This window comes from Streptomyces sp. NPDC001410 (assembly GCF_042895235.1).
Taxonomy (GTDB): domain Bacteria; phylum Actinomycetota; class Actinomycetes; order Streptomycetales; family Streptomycetaceae; genus Streptomyces.
In genome coordinates, this window is sequence record NZ_JBIAWE010000001.1 from 768,783 (window position 1) to 787,937 (window position 19,155).

The 19,155-nt window shown below is 70.5% G+C and carries 19 protein-coding genes; 8 read left to right on the plus strand and 11 right to left on the minus strand.

The genetic code is table 11. The features are described 5' to 3' along the window. The first annotated feature begins 107 nt into the window (after positions 1 to 107). From ACFY3C_RS03365 to ACFY3C_RS03375, 3 genes are read left to right on the plus strand one after another with little or no spacing between them, the layout of a single operon-like run. Positions 108 to 1,172 (plus strand): Rieske 2Fe-2S domain-containing protein, encoded by a 1,065-nt coding sequence (locus ACFY3C_RS03365; protein WP_390769513.1) that lies wholly within the window; start codon positions 108 to 110, stop codon positions 1,170 to 1,172. Next, positions 1,169 to 1,339, plus strand: a complete 171-nt coding sequence (locus tag ACFY3C_RS03370) for a hypothetical protein (RefSeq protein WP_386577733.1) — start codon at positions 1,169 to 1,171, stop codon at positions 1,337 to 1,339. The genes ACFY3C_RS03365 and ACFY3C_RS03370 overlap by 4 nt, the downstream gene beginning before the upstream one ends. Beyond that, on the plus strand, positions 1,336 to 2,292 hold the full coding sequence (locus tag ACFY3C_RS03375) for a PDR/VanB family oxidoreductase (RefSeq protein ID WP_390769514.1): 957 nt from the start codon (positions 1,336 to 1,338) through the stop codon (positions 2,290 to 2,292). The genes ACFY3C_RS03370 and ACFY3C_RS03375 overlap by 4 nt, the downstream gene beginning before the upstream one ends. A 13-nt stretch (positions 2,293 to 2,305) precedes the next feature. On the opposite strand, the gene ACFY3C_RS03380 is transcribed toward ACFY3C_RS03375, so the two are convergent. The 7 genes from ACFY3C_RS03380 to ACFY3C_RS03410 all read right to left on the minus strand — a co-directional run bounded on the left by ACFY3C_RS03380 (position 2,306) and on the right by ACFY3C_RS03410 (position 11,284). Beyond that, entirely contained in the window at positions 2,306 to 4,483 is a 2,178-nt protein-coding gene (locus tag ACFY3C_RS03380) for a discoidin domain-containing protein (RefSeq protein ID WP_390769515.1), read from the minus strand. A 55-nt stretch (positions 4,484 to 4,538) separates the two neighbouring features. Beyond that, the gene (locus ACFY3C_RS03385; RefSeq protein WP_390769516.1) at positions 4,539 to 6,146 is read right to left on the minus strand and encodes a glycoside hydrolase family 13 protein; all 1,608 of its coding nucleotides are present in this window, start codon (positions 6,144 to 6,146) and stop codon (positions 4,539 to 4,541) included. Positions 6,147 to 6,179: 33 nt separating this feature from the next. Next, complete coding sequence (locus ACFY3C_RS03390) at positions 6,180 to 7,055, minus strand: carbohydrate ABC transporter permease (RefSeq protein WP_390769517.1); 876 nt, start codon at positions 7,053 to 7,055, stop codon at positions 6,180 to 6,182. Then, a complete protein-coding gene (locus ACFY3C_RS03395; RefSeq protein ID WP_390769518.1) occupies positions 7,052 to 8,005 on the minus strand; it encodes a carbohydrate ABC transporter permease in 954 nt (317 codons plus the stop codon). The genes ACFY3C_RS03390 and ACFY3C_RS03395 overlap by 4 nt, the downstream gene beginning before the upstream one ends. A gap of 5 nt (positions 8,006 to 8,010) precedes the next feature. Continuing rightward, a complete protein-coding gene (locus ACFY3C_RS03400; RefSeq protein WP_390769519.1) occupies positions 8,011 to 9,363 on the minus strand; it encodes an ABC transporter substrate-binding protein in 1,353 nt (450 codons plus the stop codon). 110 nt (positions 9,364 to 9,473) lie between these two features. Next, positions 9,474 to 10,472: a LacI family DNA-binding transcriptional regulator gene (locus ACFY3C_RS03405; RefSeq protein WP_390769520.1), complete on the minus strand. Its 999-nt coding sequence runs from the start codon at positions 10,470 to 10,472 to the stop codon at positions 9,474 to 9,476. A gap of 140 nt (positions 10,473 to 10,612) precedes the next feature. Further along, positions 10,613 to 11,284 carry a hypothetical protein gene (locus ACFY3C_RS03410; protein WP_390769521.1) on the minus strand — a complete coding sequence of 224 codons (672 nt, stop codon included), beginning with the start codon at positions 11,282 to 11,284 and terminating at the stop codon, positions 10,613 to 10,615. A gap of 238 nt (positions 11,285 to 11,522) precedes the next feature. Here ACFY3C_RS03410 and ACFY3C_RS03415 point away from each other — a divergent pair, with 238 nt between their 5' ends. The 3 genes from ACFY3C_RS03415 (at position 11,523) to ACFY3C_RS03425 (ending at position 13,233) form a co-directional block, all read left to right on the plus strand. Then, positions 11,523 to 12,179, plus strand: coding sequence for a helix-turn-helix domain-containing protein (locus ACFY3C_RS03415; protein ID WP_386577724.1), 657 nt, complete (start codon positions 11,523 to 11,525; stop codon positions 12,177 to 12,179). A gap of 32 nt (positions 12,180 to 12,211) precedes the next feature. Continuing rightward, positions 12,212 to 12,757 (plus strand): toxin-antitoxin system, toxin component, encoded by a 546-nt coding sequence (locus ACFY3C_RS03420; RefSeq protein ID WP_390769547.1) that lies wholly within the window; start codon positions 12,212 to 12,214, stop codon positions 12,755 to 12,757. 248 nt (positions 12,758 to 13,005) lie between these two features. After that, entirely contained in the window at positions 13,006 to 13,233 is a 228-nt protein-coding gene (locus tag ACFY3C_RS03425; protein ID WP_386577723.1) for a hypothetical protein, read from the plus strand. A 24-nt stretch (positions 13,234 to 13,257) separates the two neighbouring features. On the opposite strand, the gene ACFY3C_RS03430 is transcribed toward ACFY3C_RS03425, so the two are convergent. Continuing rightward, positions 13,258 to 13,938, minus strand: coding sequence for a 4'-phosphopantetheinyl transferase (locus ACFY3C_RS03430; RefSeq protein WP_386577722.1), 681 nt, complete (start codon positions 13,936 to 13,938; stop codon positions 13,258 to 13,260). Beyond that, positions 13,886 to 14,791, minus strand: a complete 906-nt coding sequence (locus tag ACFY3C_RS03435) for a metallophosphoesterase family protein (protein WP_386577721.1) — start codon at positions 14,789 to 14,791, stop codon at positions 13,886 to 13,888. Before ACFY3C_RS03435 ends, ACFY3C_RS03430 begins: the two co-directional genes overlap by 53 nt. Before the next feature lie 292 nt (positions 14,792 to 15,083). Between ACFY3C_RS03435 and ACFY3C_RS03440 the strand changes: the two genes are divergently transcribed. Further along, a complete protein-coding gene (locus ACFY3C_RS03440) occupies positions 15,084 to 16,214 on the plus strand; it encodes an ATP-grasp domain-containing protein (protein WP_390769522.1) in 1,131 nt (376 codons plus the stop codon). Positions 16,215 to 16,257: 43 nt separating this feature from the next. Here the strand turns inward: ACFY3C_RS03440 and ACFY3C_RS03445 are convergent, their stop codons facing one another. Together ACFY3C_RS03445 and ACFY3C_RS03450 are read right to left on the minus strand one after the other, a co-directional pair. Next, positions 16,258 to 17,079 (minus strand): ABC transporter permease, encoded by an 822-nt coding sequence (locus ACFY3C_RS03445; protein ID WP_386577719.1) that lies wholly within the window; start codon positions 17,077 to 17,079, stop codon positions 16,258 to 16,260. Next, entirely contained in the window at positions 17,076 to 18,047 is a 972-nt protein-coding gene (locus ACFY3C_RS03450; RefSeq protein WP_386577718.1) for an ATP-binding cassette domain-containing protein, read from the minus strand. Before ACFY3C_RS03450 ends, ACFY3C_RS03445 begins: the two co-directional genes overlap by 4 nt. Before the next feature lie 175 nt (positions 18,048 to 18,222). Here ACFY3C_RS03450 and ACFY3C_RS03455 point away from each other — a divergent pair, with 175 nt between their 5' ends. Next, positions 18,223 to 19,083, plus strand: coding sequence for a TetR/AcrR family transcriptional regulator (locus ACFY3C_RS03455; protein WP_386577717.1), 861 nt, complete (start codon positions 18,223 to 18,225; stop codon positions 19,081 to 19,083). The last annotated feature ends 72 nt before the right edge of the window (positions 19,084 to 19,155 follow it).

Here is a 19,155-nt window from a genome sequence, read left to right on the forward strand (position 1 = left end):
TGAACAGCCGCTTTCGAAGCACCCTTCCGTGAGGCGGAAGCCGTGTTGCGCCCCTGTGCAGCCCGTCCCGACGATGTCGCAACGACCCACAGACGGGAGCCGCTTCCATGCCTCATGTGACCGCGTTCGCCAGGAACCAGTGGTACGTCGCCGCCTACAGCGAGGAGGTCGGGCGCGAGCTGCTCGGCCGGACGATCCTCGGTGAACCGCTCGTGTTCTACCGCGCCGAGGAGGACGGCGCCCCGGTCGCCCTGTACGACCGCTGTGTGCACCGCCGCTACCCGCTGTCCGAGAGCGGCCTGGACGGCGACCGGATCGTGTGCGGGTACCACGGGTTCACCTACGACCGCACCGGCGCCTGCGTGTACGTGCCGGGGCAGAACCGGGTGCCGCGCACCGCTCGCGTCGCCGCCTACCCGGTCGTGGAGCGGGACTCGCTGGTCTGGGTGTGGATCGGCGATCCGGCCCTCGCCGACCCGCGGACGATCCCGCGGGCCCGGCACCTGGACGCGCCGGGCTGGGTGACGGTCCGGGGCATGGAACCGATCGACGCCGACTACGGCCTGCTCGTGGACAACCTGCTGGACCTCTCCCACGAGACCTATCTGCACGGCGGGTACATCGGGACCCCGGAGGTCGCCGAGACGCCCATCACCACCGAGGTGGACGAGGGCGCGGGCGTCGTGCGGGTCAGCCGGCACATGGACGACGCCGAGTGCCCGCCGTTCTACGCCCGTTCGACCGGGATCGAGGGCCGGATCACCCGCTGGCAGGACATCGAGTACCACGCGCCCTGCCTGTACCTGCTGCACAGCCGCATCGCCCCGGTGGGTGTCGTACCCGAGCCGGACGGCAGCGACCCGCACGGCTTCCACACCGAGATCACGTACGCCATCACGCCGTCGTCGGAGGGGAAGGTGTACGACTTCTGGGCCGTCTCCCGGGACTGGGCCACCGAGGACGCCGAGGTCACCGAGTTCCTGCGGGGCAGCAACCACACCGTGGTGATGCAGGACGTGGACGCGCTCAACCTGCTCCAGCGCACGCTCGGCACCGAGCGCACCGGCTACCAGGAGCTGAGCATCAACATCGACACCGGCGGCCTGGCCGCCCGCCGCATCCTGACCCGGCTGGTCGAGGAGGGCGCCAAGCCCGTGGAGAAGGTCCGGTGAGCGCAGCCACCGGGGAGATCTACCGCATCGACTGGCTGCCCGGCAGCGACCTGCTGCACGGCACCTGTCACTGCGGGGCCGAGCACACCGCACAGGACCCGGTCGAGATGTGGGAGTGGATGCTCGGGCATCCGGAGGGGCATCTGCTTCAGGAGGCCGCACGATGAACGAGGCCGAAGTCGTCGTCGCTGCACGGGAGTTCGTTGCCGACGGCGTTCTCGCCCTGACCCTGCGCGACCCGCTCGGCCGGGACCTGCCCGGCTGGGGGCCCGGCGCCCATGTGGACCTGCTGCTCGCGCCCGGGCTGGAACGGCAGTACTCGCTGTGCGGGGACCCGGCGGACCGGTCCGCGTGGCGGATCGCGGTGCTGCGGGAGCCGGACGGGCGATGGGGGTCCCCCCGGCCGAAGGCTGGGGGAGGATCCGCTTACGTCCACGACCAGTTGGGCTTGGGTGACAAGGTACGGGTGCGCGGGCCGCGCAACCACTTCCGGCTGGAGCCCGCTCCCCGCTACCGGTTCGTCGCGGGCGGCATCGGCATCACCCCGATCCTGCCGATGCTCGCGGCGGCCGAGACCGCGGGCGCCGAGTGGTCCCTGTTGTACGGCGGCCGCAGCCGCGGTTCCATGGCCTTCGCCGAGGAGTTGGTGCGTTACGGCGACCGGGTCTCCCTCGCCCCACAGGACGAGACCGGGCTTCTCGACCTCGGCGCGGTGCTGGACGAGGTTCCCGACGGCACCCTGGTCTACTGCTGCGGTCCGGCGCCCCTGCTGGACGCGGTCGAGGAGCGCTGCCCGGGCGGGGTGCTGCGAGTGGAGCGGTTCCAGCCGAAGTTTCAACAGGGGTCCATCGACTGCGAGTTCGAGGTCGAGTTGGCGCGCAGCGGTCGTACCGTCGTCGTCCCGGCGGGCGTCTCCGTGCTGGACGCGGTGCGCGGCGCCGGGGTCGAGGTGCTGTACTCCTGCACCGAGGGGACCTGCGGTACCTGCGAGACGGACGTCCTGGACGGCGCCCCGGACCACCGGGACTCGGTCCTCACTGAGGAGGAGCGGGCAGCGGGCGACACGATGATGATCTGCGTGTCCCGGTGCCGGGGCGCTCGCCTGGTGCTGGATCTGTGACGCTCGGGCCGGGTCAGGAGGTGAGGTAGGCCTCCACCTCGCTGAACTGCCCGGCCGGCCAGCCGGTGTTGGCGCTGACGCTCAGGCGGAGGTAGCGCAGGTCGGTGCCGCCGGGGAGGGCGACGGTGGCCGTGTTGCCGGTGGCCGCGTCGAAGCGGTAGCCCTGGGAGCCGGCCACGGTCGAGTAGGTCGAGCCATCGGTGCTGCCGAGCACCGTGATGGTCTGGGTGCGGGCGCCCCAGGCCGGGGACGGGGGCAGTTTCAGCACGAGTCGGCGGACCGCGTAGGAGGAGCCGAGGTCGACCGTCCAGGACTGCGGGAACGCATTGTTGGTGGACTCCCAGTAGCTGCCCGCGTCGCCGTCGACCGCCTTGCCGGGGGTGTAGACGTCCTGGGAGCCCGTCGCCGTGGCCGGGCGGCCCATGGCGAGGTTGCGGTTCGGGTCCGGGTCGGGGTTGCCCTGGCCGGGCTGGGGCCAGGTGGAGCAGTCCGACCAGGTGCTGGACCAGCCGGAGTTGCCGCCGCCGTCGGTGAGCGTGAAGGAGCCGGAGTTCGCCGGGTAGGGGCAGTTGTAGATGCCGGCGGCGCCGACCTGGGTGGCGGTGACGTTGTGGAAGGTGGCCGCGCCCTGTGCCTCGGCCTGGACGACGACCGTACCCGTGTTCCGCACGGTCGCCCCGGTCACGTTGACGTTCCTGACCGGATGGCCCTGGCCGCCCCCGGAGACGAACTCGAAGGCGCTGTAGGGGCTGTCGGTGATCGTCGTGTTGGTGATGTTGACCGTCGCGTTGATCGCGCTGTCGTAGGAGTCGACGCGCAGGGCACCCATCGGATGGTTCCAGTTGGGGTTCATCGCGCCGGCGCGGACGAGGGTGTTGCCGTCGACGGTGATGGTGCCGGACAGGGGGTGGAAGGGGTCGAGGAACTTCTGGTTGGAGATCGCGATGCCGCTGCCGAGGGCGTTGGTGTCGGAGATCAGGTTGTTCTTCACCGCGATGTCGGTGCCGCCGTAGACGGCGATGCCGTTGGCGAGGTTGGGCTGCGAGATCGTGTTGTTCTCGAAGCTGGAGTTCGTGTCCGGGGAGTACAGCGACCACATGGCGAGTGCGTCGTCGCCCTGGTTCCGCAGGAAGTTGTTGCTGACGCGCACGCCCTTGGCGGTGCCGTTGAGGTTGAGGCCGTCGGCGGTGGTGTCGAGGATGCGGTTGTTCTCCACCACCAGGTTGTCGTTGTCGCCCATCAGCCAGAGGCCGACCTTCATGTGCTGGATCCACATGCCGGAGACCGAACTGCCCGGTCCCAGAGAGCCGTTGACGAAGTTGTCCGGGCTGGAGTCGACGCGCTCGGTGACCTCGCCGATCACCGCGAAGTCCTTGATGCGCACGCCTCCGGAGGAGCTGGACTGGTCGATGAACCGGGAGGTGTGCACGACCGAGTACCAGCTGCCCGCGCCCTGCAGGGTCACGTTCTGTACCCCGCCGAGGGAGGAGGTGATCCGGTAGTCGCCCGGCGGGATCCACACCACTCCCCCCTGGGCCGCCGCGATGGCGTCCCGGAAGGCCTGGGTGGAGTCGCCGTTGCCGCTGGGGTCGGCGCCCTTGGACACGACGGACACCGAACCGGCGGGCTGGGCGGTGGCGGCCGCGACCTGCTCGAAGTCGGCGACGTCCACGGTGACCTGGGTGCCGGTCGACTCGAAGGCGATCTTGTCGCCCGCCTGGACGTTCTGCCCCAGCAGCAGCCGGGCGTTGTCGAAGAAGTGGTGGGTCTTCGCGCCCGGGATCCAGCCGGTGTCGATGTAGGAGTACTTGGAGGTCACCGGGAGCGTCTTGGCGAGCTCGGTGCCGTTGACGTACACGTTGAGGGAACCGGACTGCCCGTCCGGGACGCTGTAGGCGACGTTCACGGCGTTGGACGCGCGCGGCACGGTGAACTCGACGCGCTGCCCGGAGGTCAGCCGTACGGCCTGCCGTCCGGAGGCCTCGGAGGCGAGGGTGCCCTGGGTGTAGTCGGGGCCGGTCTTCGTGCCGGTGGTGCTCGCCGACTCGGCCTCGACGGAGGTGAAGGGGAGCGTGGCGCCCGAAGCCGCGTGGGCGGTGGGGGCCACGGCGACGAGCATGCCGGCGGCCAGGGCGACGACCGCCCCGATGGCTGGCATGCGCCTGACATGTTCGGCGGTGCTGCTGTGCATGTGCTGATCCCTTCGTGGTGGGGGTGCGTGGGACAGCAGGGAGTGCGGGGGCGGCTCAGGCGCGCAGCCAGGCCGCCGTGTCCTGCGGGAGCCGGCCCCGGTCGTCCAGCGGGCCGCTGCTGTGCAGGAGTTCGCGGTGCGCGGGCAGCTCGGCGGGTGCGGCGGCGAGGTTCACCACGCACGTCACGCCCTGCGCGCGGGAGAAGGCGAGCACACCTTCGGGGGCGGGCAGCCAGGTCAGGGGTCCGTCGCCGAAGGCCGGGCGGGTGGCGATGGCCTCGCGGTAGAGGGTCAGCATGGAGGACGCGTTCTGCTGCTGACGGTCGACCGCGTACGACGGCCAGTCGACCGGCTGCGGCAGCCACGGCTCCTCGCGTGAGCCGAATCCCGCGTACGGCGCGTCGGCCGTCCAGGGCAGCGGCACCCGGCAGCCGTCGCGGCCCGGGTCGACGCCGTGCGACCGGAAGTACATCGGATCCTGGATGCGGTCGACCGGGATCTCGGCCTCCGGCAGGCCCAGCTCCTCCCCCTGGTACAGGTAGACCGCCCCGGGCAGCGCCAGTGACAGCAGTGCCGCCGCCCGGGCCCGGCGGGTGCCGAGCGCCGGGTCCGTCGGGGTGCCGAAGGCCTTGGTGGCGAAGTCGAAGGCGGTGTCCGAGCGGCCGTAGCGGGTGACCGTGCGCGTCACGTCGTGGTTGCACAGCACCCAGGTGGCCGGGGCGCCGACCGGGGCGTGTTCGGCGAGGGTGCTGTCGATGGCGGCGCGCAGCCGCCCGGCGTCCCAGGGGCAGGACAGGAAGGCGAAGTTGAAGGCGGTGTGGAGTTCGTCGGGGCGCAGGTAGCGGGCGAAGCGTTCGGGGTCGGGGAGCCAGACCTCGCCGACGAACACACCGCCGTAGGCATCGGCCACGGACCGCCAGGAGCGGTAGATGTCGTGGAGTTCGTCGCGGTCGACGAAGGGGTGCGGTTCGGGGTGTGCGGCGAGGTCGGGCAGGTCCGGGTCCTTGGCGAGCAGGGCCGCCGAGTCGATGCGCACGCCGGCCACTCCGCGCTCGAACCAGAAGCGCAGGATGTCCTCGTGCTCCTGGCGGACCGCAGGGTGGGCCCAGTTGAGGTCGGGCTGCTCGGGGGTGAACAGGTGCAGGTACCAGTCGCCGTCGGGCAGCCGGGTCCAGACCGGTTCGGTGGAGCCGGCGAACTGCGAGGGCCAGTCGCTGGGCGGGAGTTCGCCGTGCGGGCCGCGTCCGGGCCGGAAGTGGAACAGCTCGCGCTCGGGGCTGCCCGGCCCTGCGGCGAGGGCCGCCCGGAACCAGGGGTGCTGGTCGGAGACGTGGTTGGGCACGATGTCGACGATCGTGCGGATGCCCAGCTCACGTGCCTCGGAGATGAGCTTCTCGGCCTCGGCGAGGGTGCCGAAGGCCGGGTCGATCGCACGGTAGTCGGCGACGTCGTAGCCGCCGTCCTTCATGGGTGACAGGTACCAGGGGTTGAACCACAGGGCGTCGACGCCGAGTTCGGCGAGGTACGGCAGCCGCGCGCGGACCCCCGCGAGGTCGCCGGTGCCGTCGCCGTCGCCGTCCGCGAAGCTGCGGACGTACACCTGGTAGATGACGGCCGAGCGCCACCAGTCGTGGTCCGTCGGGGCATGGGTGGGCTGTCCCACTGGGCTTGCCTTTCTGTAGACGGGGCCGCTGTCTCAGCCCTTGGTGCTGCCCGCGCTGATCCCGGCGATGATGTGCCGCTGGAAGACGAGGAACAGTGCCACCATCGGGATGCTGGCGATCACCATCGCGGCGATGAGCACGGTGAGCTGGATGTTCTGCGACAGCTGGACGAGGGCCACGCTGATCGGCTGCTTGTCGGTGTCGGAGAAGACCATCAGCGGCCACAGGAAGTCCTGCCACACCGCGACGAGCGCGAAGATCGACACCACGCCGAGAACCGGCCGGGACATGGGCAGCACGACCGACCACAGGATCCGCAGCTTGCCCGCGCCGTCGATCTCGGCGGCCTCCATGACATCGCGCGGCAGCTGGTCGAAGAACCGCTTCAGCAGATAGAGGTTGAAGGCGTTGGCGACGGCCGGGAGCCAGATGGCGAGGGGGTCGTTCAGCAGGCTGGTGTGGATCAGCGGGAGGTCGGCGACGGTCAGGTACTTGGGTACGACCAGCGCCTGGGCCGGGACCATCAGGGTGGCGAGGATGCCGCCGAGGATCACCTTGCCGAAGGCGGGCCGCAGCTTGGACAGGGCGTAGGCGGCGGCCGTGCAGAACACCAGCTGGAACGCCCAGGCGCCGGCCGCCTGCACCACCGTGTTCCACAGGTGCTGCGGCAGTTGCATCAGGTCCCAGGCGTCGGTGTAGCCGCCGGTGTGCCAGTGCTGCGGGACCAGCGTCGGCGGGGTCCGGGCCGCCTCGTCCGGGGACTTCGCCGCGCCGGTCACCATCCAGTAGACCGGGAAGAGGAAGGCGAGCGCGAAGAGCAGGACGACGCCGGTGAACACGGTCCAGTAGGCGGCCCTGCCGCGGGGGCGGGCGAGCGTGGCCGGGGAGATCAGGGTCCGGGTGCTCATGCGTCCCCCTCGGCGCGGGTGAGCCGCAGATAGCCGGCGGAGAAGGCGCCGAGCAGCACGAGGAGCATCACGCTGAGCGCGCAGGCGCCGCCGAAGTCGTTGTAGAGGAAGGCGTACTTGTAGATGAGGTAGAGGACGGTGACCGTGGCGTTCTCCGGTCCGCCGCCCGTGATGACGAACGGCTCGGTGAACACCTGCATGGTGGCGATGATCTGAAGGAGCATCAGCATCAGGATGACGAACCGGGTCTGTGGGACCGTCACGTGCCGGATGCGCTGGAGCAGGTTCGCGCCGTCCAGTTCGGCGGCCTCGTACAGCTCGCCGGGGACGGACTGCAGGGCGGCCAGGTAGATGAGGACGGTGCCGCCCATGTTGGCCCAGGTCGCCACGATCACCAGGGAGATCAGTGCGGTGTCGGTGCCGTTGGTCCAGTTCGAGGTGGGCAGGTGCAGGAAGCGCAGCGTCTCGTTGGCGAGGCCGGCTCCGGGGTCGTAGAACCACTTCCACAGCAGGGCGCTGACCACCGGCGGGATCATCACGGGCAGGTAGACCACGACCCGGAAGAAGGCCTTCGCGTGCCGCAGCTCGTTGAGGACGAGGGCGAGGACGAAGGGGACGGCGAAGCCGATCAGCAGGGCCAACAGGGTGAAGGTGAGCGTGTTGCGCCAGGCCGCCGTGAACTCGGGGTCGTGCCAGACGCGGGTGAAGTTGGCGGTGCCGACCCACTCGGGCGAGGAGCCGGGCGTGTACTTCTGGAAGGCGATGACGACCGCGCGGATCGCCGGGTACCAGGAGAACAGCGCGAAGCAGATCAGGCCGCCGAGCAGGAAGGCGTGGGCGCGGGCCTGGTCGGCGAGGCGGCGCCGCCCCCGGCCCCCTACCGGGGACGGCGCCTGCACCGGCTGGACGGCGGGCTCCTCGACCGGGCGCCGGTCGGCCGTCTTCGGCATGGCGGTCAGCTCCGGGCCAGAATGCTGTCGATCTTGCCGGACGCGTCCCCCAGGAGCTGGTCGATGTCCGCGTCCTTCTTGGTGAGGACGGCGGAGACGACGCCGTCGAGGACGGAGTAGATCTGCTGGGCGTCCGGCGGCTCGATCTTCATCCGCAGCTGCCGGTTGCCGTTGAGGAAGGCCTGGTAGTTCTCCACCGGGACGTTGGCGTTGGCCTTCTTGACCTGCTGGTCCTTGGCGTCGGCGGCGCCGGTGAACAGGCGTGGCTCGGGCAGGCCGACGGGTGCGTCGTTCTTCTTGGCGCGGGCGTAGTCGCCGAGGAAGCCGGCTCCCGGGGTGAGGAACATGTGGTCGAGCCACTTCAGGCCGGCGCGGATCTGGGCGGGCGTGTCCTTCTTGTTGAACATGTAGCCGTCGCCGCCGATGAGGGTGCCCTTGCCGCCGGGCATGGGGGCGAGGGCGAGGTCCTTGTAGTCGCCGCCCTTCTCCTTGACCAGGATCGGGATGTTGTCGGGGGCGCTGAGGTACATGCCTAGCTTGCCCGAACCCATCATCTGCTGCACGTCGTTGATGACGAGGAGCTGCTTGCTGCCCATCGAGTCGTCCGTCCACCGCATGTCGTGCAGGTTCTGGAGGACGTTGTGGCCCTCGGGGGTGTCGACGGTGGCCTGCTTGCCGTCGGCGCCGACGACGTCGCCGCCCTGCGAGTACAGCTCGGCGGTGAAGTGCCAGCCGCCCTGGTTCTGCGCGCTGTAGTCGGCGTATCCGACGGTGCCGTCGCCGAGGGCGGCGATCCGCTTGGCGTCGGCGCGGACCTCGTCCCAGGTCGCCGGGGGCTTGTCGGGGTCGAGTCCGGCCTTCTCGAAGAGCTTGCGGTTGTAGATCAACCCCATGCTGTATCCGGTACGTGGTATGCCGTAGACCTTCCCGTCCACGGTGTAGATGTCCCGCAGCTGCTTCTGGATGGTGTCGTAGCTCTTGAGTTCCTTGAGGTACGGCGTGAGGTCGGCGGCCTGGTTGATGTCGACGACGTGCCCGGCGTCGGTGAAGTACGTGTAGAAGACGTCCTCCATCTGGCCGCCGGCGAGCTTGGCGTCGAAGGTCTTCGGGTCCTGGCAGGGGAAGGCGTCGTGCGCGACGACGTCGATGTCCGGGTTCTGCTTCTCGAACGAGGCGATGTCCTGCTCGAAGAACCGCCGGTCGACCTTGGCGCTCTTGGGCGGCTCGCAGTTGACCGTGATGCGGGTCTTGCCGCCCGCCGAGCCGTCGTCGCCCGACCCGCAGGCGGACGCGGCGAGAGCGAGGCAGGAACAGACGCCGATCGCGGCGAGGGTACGGCGGAACCCGGTGCTTCTCATCGGTGGACCCCTCAAGGCAGGAGCGGTGGGCGCCGCACACTCAAGCACCGACGACATCAGCCCGCAATATATCGCGCAGAATCTGAAATTATTGGACAGCTGAGTGGATCTCAGGAACGAGGTGCTTGCGCGGTCGACCCCCGGACCACCAGTTCCGGTTCGAACAGCAGCTCCTCCGCCGGTACGGCCGTCCCGCCGATCTGCACGTTCAGCAGCTCGACCGCCGCCCGGCCCATGGCCTCGATGGGCTGGCGGACAGTGGTCAACGGGGGTTCGGTGCAGTTCATGAACGCGGAGTCGTCGTAACCGACCACGGAGACCTGGGACGGGACGTCGAGCCCCTTGCGCCGGGCCGCCCTGATCGCGCCGAGCGCGAGCGGGTCACTGGCGCAGATGATGCCCGTGACGCCCTGGTCGATCAGCCGGGAGGCCGCCGCGTGGCCACCCTCGATGGAGAAGATGGCCCGGGCGACGAAGGCGTCCGGCAGCTCACCGGCGAGCGCCCGCGCCGCCGCCAGCTTCCGCGCCGACGGCACATGGTCCCCGGGCCCGAGCACGAGACCGATCCGCTCGTGCCCGAGGGAGGCCAGGTGCCGCCAGGCCTGCTCGACGGCGACGGCATCGTCACAGGACACGCCCGGAAAGCCGAGGTGCTCGATGGCCGCGTTGACCAGCACGACCGGGATGTTGCGGTCAGCGAGCAGCCGGTAGTGGTCGTGCGGGGCGTCGGCCTGCGCGTACAGGCCGCCGGCGAAGACGACGCCGGAGACCTGCTGCTGCAGGAGCAGCTTCACGTAGTCCGCCTCCGAGACCCCGCCCTTGGTCTGCGTGCACAGCACCGGGGTGAGTCCCAGCTGCGCGAGGGCGCCCCCGATGACCTCGGCGAACGCCGGGAAGATGGGGTTCTGCAGCTCCGGCAGGACCAGGCCGACGAGGCGGGCGCGTTCGCCGCGCAGCTGGGTGGGGCGCTCGTAGCCGAGGACGTCGAGGGCCGTCAGCACCGCCTGCCGGGTGGCATCGGAGACACCGGGCTTGTTGTTGAGCACCCGGCTGACCGTGGCCTCGCTGACCCCGACCTTCTTCGCCACTTCCGCAAGTCGTCGCGTCATGCACGCAAGAGTAGCGCAAGTTACGCAAGCCGTTTGCGTAGACAGGGCATGGGGTGTCGCAGGACGGACCTGGGGCGTCGTGGGGCGGAGGGGGTTTCCGGCCCGGCCCCGTCGGCGACCTGAACGCCGACGGAGCCGGGTCAGTCCTCGGGGTCCGGAACGACCGCCAGATGGGTGCCCGCTCCGCGCGCCCGGCGCGGCCTGCGTGAGGCCGCGGCCGGGCGGCGGGCGTCACGCAGGACCATGGTCAGGCGGGCGCAGCCGATCTCCTGGAGCGTTCGGGGCGTCTCCTCGACGATCCGGCACTCGATCGGGCCCCGCCGCGGATCGGGGTGGACCAGGAGGCGTACGGCACCGTCGAGCTGTGTCCCGGCCTCGCCGACGGCGCGGATCCAGTGCGGCAGACCCTGCCGGTAGGCGGCCTCCATGATCGGGTCCTGGGCGATGTCCCGGCGGACGGCCTGGAGTTCGTGGTCGTGGCCGTAGCGCTCGACGGCGGTCTCGAAGTGGGCCAGCATCGGCAGACACCAGCCCGCCTCGTGGTCGCCGAGGATCTCGGCGGCGTCGGGGTGGAAAAGGACGAACCGCAGGAAGTTGTCCCCGGGCATGGCCGTCGGATGAGGGCGCACGCCCCGAAAAAGTGTCTCGAAAGCGCCGTTGGCCAGAACCACGTTCCAGCGGTGGTCGACGACCAGGGACGGGAGCGGCAGAGCCTCCAGAAGCGTGGCGTAGTCCTGTAGGTACGCCTGGACCTCGCAGCCCTCGGGGACGGGCCGCGGCGCCGGCCACTGCCCTCCTGCCTGATGTGCCATCGGGAGGTCACCCCTCTTGCCTCTGCCGGCCTTCACGCGGCGAAGCGATCCTGCTGCCCCGACGAGATCCATGTCAACTATCGTGGCATTTCATGCCGGTTGACGGCTGAAATTCGCCACAGTTGTGGCGGGACCTGGCTGCGAGTTCGAAGCACCCGCTACTCTCCGGGAAGTTCACGACAACCGCTTGTGACAAGCGACGCACCTCAAGCCCTCGAGAGACGTAGGAGTTCTGTCGGTGACGGATGGCTACGAGGATCCGGGCGCCACGGAGACCGCTCAGCTGCCGGCCGTCGTCGCCCGCGTCACCGCACTCGCCGACCGGCTCGGCGTGCCGCACGCCGAGGTCTTCGACATCGGGCGGCTCTCCGTCGCCTGCGGTGTCCCGGAGCCGGTGGTCAAGGCCCTGCTCAGCGGCCGCCCCGCGGGCGAGCCGGACGTCCAGGCCCGCTTTCTGCAGCGCCTGGACCTGCTGCGCCGCACTCGGCTGAAGCCCAACGGGCGCAAGTACACCCAGCAGGAGATCGCCGACGGCGCGGGTATGTCCCGGCAGCAGGCCGGCGCGCTCATCAACGGCGACCGGCGGCCCACCATGGAGCACTGCGACGCCTTGCAGCGGTTCTTCCGGGTGCACGCCGGCTTCCTCACCGCGGAGGACCCCGAGGCCCTCGCGGGTGCGCTGCAGCGCACCGAGCAGGAGCTGCTGCAGAAGCTCGCCGACCGGGAGCGGGCCACGGCCGAGGCGGCGGACGATCCGCTGGAGCGGCTGCTGCAGGACCACGGGGTGCGCGGGATCGCCTGGCGGGCCGCGCAACTGCCCACCGACCAGCACCGGGACAAGGTCGCGGAGTGGCTCGACATGCTGCTGGAGAGCGTCAAGCGGCCCGAGTCGTGAAGCAGGGGAGGACTGTGGGCATCGGCAGGGACATGCGCCGGTTGTGCGCCGAGTTGGTCGGGGACCTCACCCTGCCCGCGCCGGCCCCGCCGCAGGAGCTGTACCGGGCGCTGTGCGACACGATGAGCCGCCGCCGCGGCCGCCCCGTCCACTTCCGTACGGCCGCCTTCCCGCCCGGTACGGCCAGCGGCCTGTGGCTGGACATGGCCGACCGCGACCTGATCGTCGTGGAGCAACGCACCGCGCCCGCCCACCAGTTGGTCATCCTCGGTCACGAGCTGTGGCACATGCAGGCCGACCACAGCGGCCACCACCTCGACCATGCCGGAATCGGCGTCGCGACCCGGCTGCTGAGCGACGACACCGATCAGGCCGCCCTGCAGGCCACGATCCACCGCGTCGCCGCCCGCACCCGCTTCGACCAGACCGAGGAGCGCGAGGCCGAGACCTTCGGCCTGCTCCTCGCCAGCAAGTGCCGCACCTGGCTGTCCGGTTCGGCCCTGCGCGGCCCGGGCCGCCGGGACGACGTGGCCGGCCGCATCGAGGCGTCACTCGGGTATCCGGGACCGCAGGGCTGACCCGCCCGGCACCCCGCCGCGAACCTCACGTCGCCATGCGTCCGCCCGCCGGGCGCGGTCGCGGCATGTCGGCCACCCCTGCATCCAGGGGATTCCGGTGGCGTCGCCTCGGCTAAGCGGGCGAACCGAAGCAGAGCCGAACGGCGTTGTCAGTGGTGGACGGCAAGCTGGAGGTGTGCGCCGTGCGACTGCGGTGCACGGCGCCGCAGGGCGCGCGACCGTGACGCCGAACCGGGGAGAGCCGACCGATGCCCACCGCCCTACTGACCGACCGTGAGCGCACCGCCGTACAGGCCTATCTGAGGCTGCTGCACACCGTGCGCGCCGCCTTCGACGGCCCCGTGGACGGCGGCCGGCCCATCATGGTGCCGCCCGCCGTGCTCGCCGAGGCGGACGGGGCCCTGGCCCGGGCGGGACTCGCGGGCAACGAGGAAGAGTTCTTCAGACTGCTGCGCCACTGGTGCCCACAGGAGTGAGCCGGCGACCGGTGGCCGTCCCGTTCAGTGGTGCGGGACGGCCACCGTCGTCAGGACGAGACCGTCCGACACCAGCCAGCGGCCGTCGAACCCGGTCAGGCGTACGCCGTCCACCTCCGGCCCCGGGACGAGGAGCCGGGCATGGAAGCGGCCGCGCAGGCCGGGGCCGGGTTCGCTGACCAGCTCGATGTCGGCCTCGGAGAAGTCCAGCCAGGCGCGGGCGAGGGGAAACCACGCCTTGTAGACGGACTCCTTGGCGCTGAACAGCACCCGGCCCCAGTGGACCCCGGGCCGGGTGGCCCACAGATGACGGTCGCGGTCCTGCTCGGCGGGCAGTGCGATGCTCTCGAACACACCCTCCGGCAGTGGTCCGTGGACCTCGGCGTCGATCCCGAGGGAGGCCAGATCCGCGGCGCGGACCAGTGCGGCGGCGCGGTAGCCGTCGCAGTGGGTCATGCTGCCGACCAGCCCGGCCGGCCAGCGGGGCGCACCGCGCTCACCGGACAGCACGGGCTGCGGCGGCACGCCCAGCTTCTCCATGGCGCGCCGGGCGCAGACCCGTACGGCCGCGAACTCCCGGCGGCGCTTGGCCACCGCCCGAGCCACGAGCTGCCGCTCCTCCGGGTACAGCGAGCTCTCCTGGTCCTCGTGGTCACCGAACGCTTCCACGGCCACCACCGACTCCGGGAGCAGCTCCTCGATCACCGGGTTCGACCTCCATCGGCAGGATGCGGCGCGGCTGCCCCGGGGGTACCGAGCGCTTGCGCCATTCACGGGGGTATCCCACGGACACCTCTTCGAAGCGGACACCCTCGTGCCAGGTGGTCCGCGGGATGTGCAGGTGTCCGTAGACCATGGTCTCGACCCGGAACCGGCGGTGCCAGTCGGCGGTGCGGGCGGTGCCGCACCACATGGCGAACTCCGGGTGCCAGAGCACGTCCATCGGGTGCCGGTCGAGCGGGTAGTGGCCGGCGAGGACGGTGGGCAGGTCCGCGGGCAGCTCGGCGAGTCTGCGCTCGGTCTCGGCGACGCGGGCCCGGCACCAGTCCTCGCGGGTCGGGTAGGGGTCGGGGTGGAGCAGGTACTCGTCGTTGCAGACGATGCCGGTGCTCTCCGCGTAGGCCAGCCCCTCCTCCTTGGTGGCGCAGCCGGCCGGTAGGAAGGAGTAGTCGTACAGCAGGAACAGCGGGGCGACGACGACCGGGCCGCCCGGGCCGTGCCAGACCGGGTACGGATCCTCGGGCGTGGTCACGCCCAGTTCCCGGCACAGGGCGACGAGGTGCTCGTACCGGGCGACGCCGCGCAGGGTGACGGTGTCCCTCGGATGGGTCCACAGGTCGTGGTTGCCGGGCGCCCACAGGACCTTGCGGAAGCGGCCCGCGAGGGTGGCGAGGGTCCAGCGGATGTCCTCGACGGTCTCCGCGATGTCCCCGGCCACGATCAGCCAGTCGTCATCCGTCCCGGGCCGCATCCGCTCGACGAGCGCGCGGTTCTCCGGATAGGAGATGTGCAGGTCACTGATGGCCAGCAGCTGTCCGGCCCCGGCCGTCGACTCCACCCCGCACCCCTTCCGATCATCCTGTCCGCACCACGACAACACATTTCACCGGCCGGGGACAAGGGGATCCCGCGCCGGTCGGGTCCCGCTGGACGGGCGCTGGACGAGCGCTGGACGGGGCTGGAAATCCGTAACATCCACGTTGCACGCGGGGGCTCTTGAAAGCCGTATGATCGCCCCAACGCCAACGCCCCTGATCCCCCTTCGCACAGGGCCGTTTGGTGACCCTTCCTCTCTCCTGCCCGGGCACGGGCCGCTGAGCCCTGCCCGAAAACCCCGAAAGGCGGCCTGCATGCTCTCTCGCGTACGCGTCTGGCTCAACCGCACGTACGCGGAGAACGTGTTCTTCATGGATCAGCTGCGGAGAAATCCCAGCGACCGGGCGGTCGAGATCCATGCCACGCACGGGGACGCCGACTCCCCCGTGCTGGCCGCTGCCGACACCGCCGACCTGGAGCCGGAGGGCCTGTCCCCGGCCGCGTACGTCGAGTACGCCCTCGACCAGTGCGCGCGGCGCGGGATCGACGTGTTCGTGCCGCGGCTGCACCAGGCGGCGATCGTGGCGCACCGCGCCGATTTCGCGGCCGTGGGCACGGCTCTTCTGGCGCCGACCCCCGAGGCGGTGGCCGTGTTCGAGGACAAGGCGACCGCGTACGAGGCGGTCCGCTCGGTCGGCGTGCCGGTGCCGCCGTGGTGGCGGGTGCGTACGGCGGACGAACTCGTCGCCGCGGTCGAGGAGTTGGAGGCTGCCGGACACAAGGCGTGCTTCAAGCCGGCCGCCGGCGCGGGCGGGGTCGGCTTCCGCGTGATCACGCGCGCCCCCTTCTCGCTCATGCACCTCAACGGCTTCCCCGGCCCGTACGTCCAGCTGGACCTGGTCGTCGAGGCGCTGGAGCGGGCCGAGGAGACCGTGGACTGGCTGGTGATGCCGCGTCTGGAGCAGCCGGAGGTGTCCGTCGACTGCCTGACCGGTCCGGACAACCGGGTCCGGCTGGCCGTGGGCCGCACCAAGAACGGCCGCCGCCGGGGCTTCACGCTGCACGAGCAGTGGCTGGAGCCGGCCCGGCTGATCGCGGAGGGCTTCGGGCTGCACTACCTGTCCAACATCCAGTTCCGCATGTTCGGCGACCGTCCGGTGCTGCTGGACGTCAACACGAGGCCCGCGGGGGGGCTGCACCAGCTGTCCCTCTGTGGGGTGAACGCGCCTTGGGCAGCTGTTCAGTTGGCGCTGGGCGAGGACCCTGGCGTGGTGGAGCCGCCGTTCCTGGGGCAGGACTACACGGTGGTGTCCGGGCCGCGCCCGCTGCGGCCGGTGTCGCTGCCGCAGCAGAGGGTGGAGGAGACCGAGGCGTTCCTGCCGGCCGTGCCCTCGCCTGTCGAGTCGGCGGAGGCCGGAGCGGCGGCAGAGGCGCTGCCGCTCTAGCCTCGGTCCAGCCCCGATCCTGCGTGTCGGCGAGGCGCTCCCGCTACCTCTTGGCGGCCGGTGTGGCGGCGACCGGGGCGGTGGAGTTCCGGTTGAAGGAAGCCTTGGACCAGAAGTAGCCGACCAGGGCGATGCCGACACACCAGGCCACGGCGACGATGCCGTCGTTGCCGATCCTCGAACCCATCAGCAGTCCGCGCAGCGTGTTGATGATCGGGGTCAGGGGCTGGTTGCGGGCGAACCAGTCGACGCCGGCGGGCATCGTCGAGGCGGGCACGAACGCGCTGCTGAGGAAGGGCAGGAACTGCAGCGGCAAGGTGAGACTGTTGGCGCCCTCCAGACTCCTGGTGGCCAGGGCGAACGCCATCACCAGCCAGGTGAACGCGAGCGTGAGCAGCGCCATCAGGCCGATCGCGGCGAGCCACTCGACCGGGGTGGCGTCCGGCCGGAACTTCAGGGCCACCGCGAGGCCGAGGACCAGGGCGATGCTGAACAGGGTGCGCACGACGGCTTCGAGGACGTGCCCGATCAGGATCGAGGAACGCGCGATCGCCATGGTGCGGAACCGGTCCATGATGCCGGCGGTCATGTCGTTGCTGACGTTCAACGCCGTCGTGGTGAGCCCGTAGTTGATCGTGATGAGGATCATCGCGGGGGCCACGTAGTCGATGTACCGGTGTCCGTCGGTGGACTGGACGCCCAGACCATGCCCCAGGGCGTGGCCGAAGATGCCGACCACCACCAGCAGGATGAACACGGGCTGGCCCACGTACGCGATGATCATGATGGGGTACCGCATCAGGTGCCGCATGTTGCGGCGCAGCATCGTCACCGAATCGGTCAGGGCGTAGGAGACACCGCTCATGACGCACCCTCCATCTCGTTCTTGGCACGGCCGGTCAGGGCGAAGAAGACGTCGTCGAGGTCGGGGGTGTGGATGGTGAGGTTCTGTGCCTCGACCGAGGTGTTGTCCAGAACGTCCAGGACCGCCCGGATGGTGGCGATGCTGCCGTCGCTGGGAATCTCCAGCGTGAGGTCGTCGTCGTTGCGCCGCCCGGTGTCGAACAGCGTGGTGGCGGTGTCCAGTTCGGCGCGGTCGGCGAACTCCAGGCGGATGTAGCCGCCCGGCACCCGGCGCTTCAGCTCCTTCGGCGTGCCCTCGGCGATCAGCTTGCCTCCGTCCAGCACCGCGATGCGGTCGGCAAGCCGGTCCGCCTCCTCCAGGTACTGGGTGGTCAGGAAGATCGTGACCCGGTCGGTGGCGACGAGATCGCGGATCAGTTCCCACATGGTGTGGCGGCTGCGCGGGTCGAGCCCCGTGGTCGGCTCGTCCAGGAAGATCACCCGGGGGTCGCCCACCAGGGTCATCGCCAGGTCGAGCTTGCGCTGCATACCGCCGGAGTAGGTGGAGACGGGCTTCTTCGCCGACTCGGTGAGGTCGAAGCGCTCCAGCAGCTCGGCGGTCCGCCGCCTGCCCTCGGCGCGGTCGAGGTGGTGCAGGTCCGCCATCAGCAGCAGGTTCTCCTCGCCCGTCAGCAGGTTGTCGACGGCCGAGAACTGGCCGGTCACACCGATCGCCTTGCGGACGGAGTGGCCCTCGGCCGCCACGTCATGGCCGGCCACCCGGGCCTCGCCGCCGTCGGCGGGAATGAGCGTGGACAGGATCTGCACGGCGGTGGTCTTGCCTGCACCGTTCGGGCCGAGCAGCGCGAAGACGGTGCCCTCGGGGATGGTCATGTCGATGCCGTCGAGCACGACCTTGTCCCCGTAGGACTTGCGCAGGCCGGCGACGGAGATCGCCGCCGACCGCGTGGGCACGATTGTTTCGGTCACGGTTTCCACGGCGCTCCAGCCTTTCTCCTCAGATGTGTCCGAGGCCGCGCACGGCTTGCCGCGCCCTCGACTTTCACGGTGTTCAAGTCCGGCACGGGCAGCAGGATAGGAGCCAGTTGCACGGTGTGCAAGTGGTTCCTAGAACACTGTGCAAGCGGTGGGTTAGGCTTTGGTCATGCCGCGGGAAACGTTGAATCGCGATCAGATCGTGGAGGCGGCGATCGAGCTGCTCGACGCGGAGGGCGTCGAGGGGTTGAGCATGCGGCGGCTCGGCAAGCGGCTGGGCTCGGCGGCGACGGCCGTCTACTGGCACGTCGGCAGCAAGGAGAACCTCGTCGTCCTCGCCGCCGACCGGGTGTGGGGCGAGATCGAACTGCTCGACCCGGTCGAGAGCGGCTGGCGGGTCGCGGCCCGGGCGCTGGTCCAGGACACGTACGCGATGGTCAAGCGCCATCCGTGGCTGGTGCCCGCCATCAGTACGCACTTCGTCTACGGTCCCGGAATGGCGCGGTTCCAGGACCACTCCTACGCCATCTACGAAGTGGCCGGATTCAAGGGGCGAGACCTCGACTGGGCCGTGAACGCCGCGTTCACGTTCGTGGCCGGAACCGCCCTGCTCGATGCGACCCAGGCGGCCGCGGCGCGGGCCGGCGACAGCGCGGGCGACGTGGTGGCGGAGGCCAACGAGATCGCCTCCCGGTACCCGCGGCTGCGCGCCCGTCTGGAGGAGCGACTCGGGGCCGATCCGGTCGAACTGCTCAGTGAGAAGTTCGCCTTCGGTGTCGAGGTCATCCTCGACGGCCTGACCGACCGACTCCGCGGTGAGGGTGCGCGCCCGCCGGTGACCCGGGAACGGCCGGCCCGCCCCTCGGACGACGGCGCCACGGCTGCCGGCGACAGCGAGGACACCTCGTCCGGACAGGACGCCCCGGTCGGGGAGGGTGCCGAGCCCCAGGAGACAGCGGCATCGCGGGAGGCGGCCGGGAGCCCGAAGAAGCCCGCCCCGGGCAAGGCGGTACGCGGGCTGTTTCGCTGAGCACCCTGAGGGCGCCACTTCGGCGCAACCTTGCCTAAGGGTCTCACTCTCAGCCGCCGCACGGGATGGGTG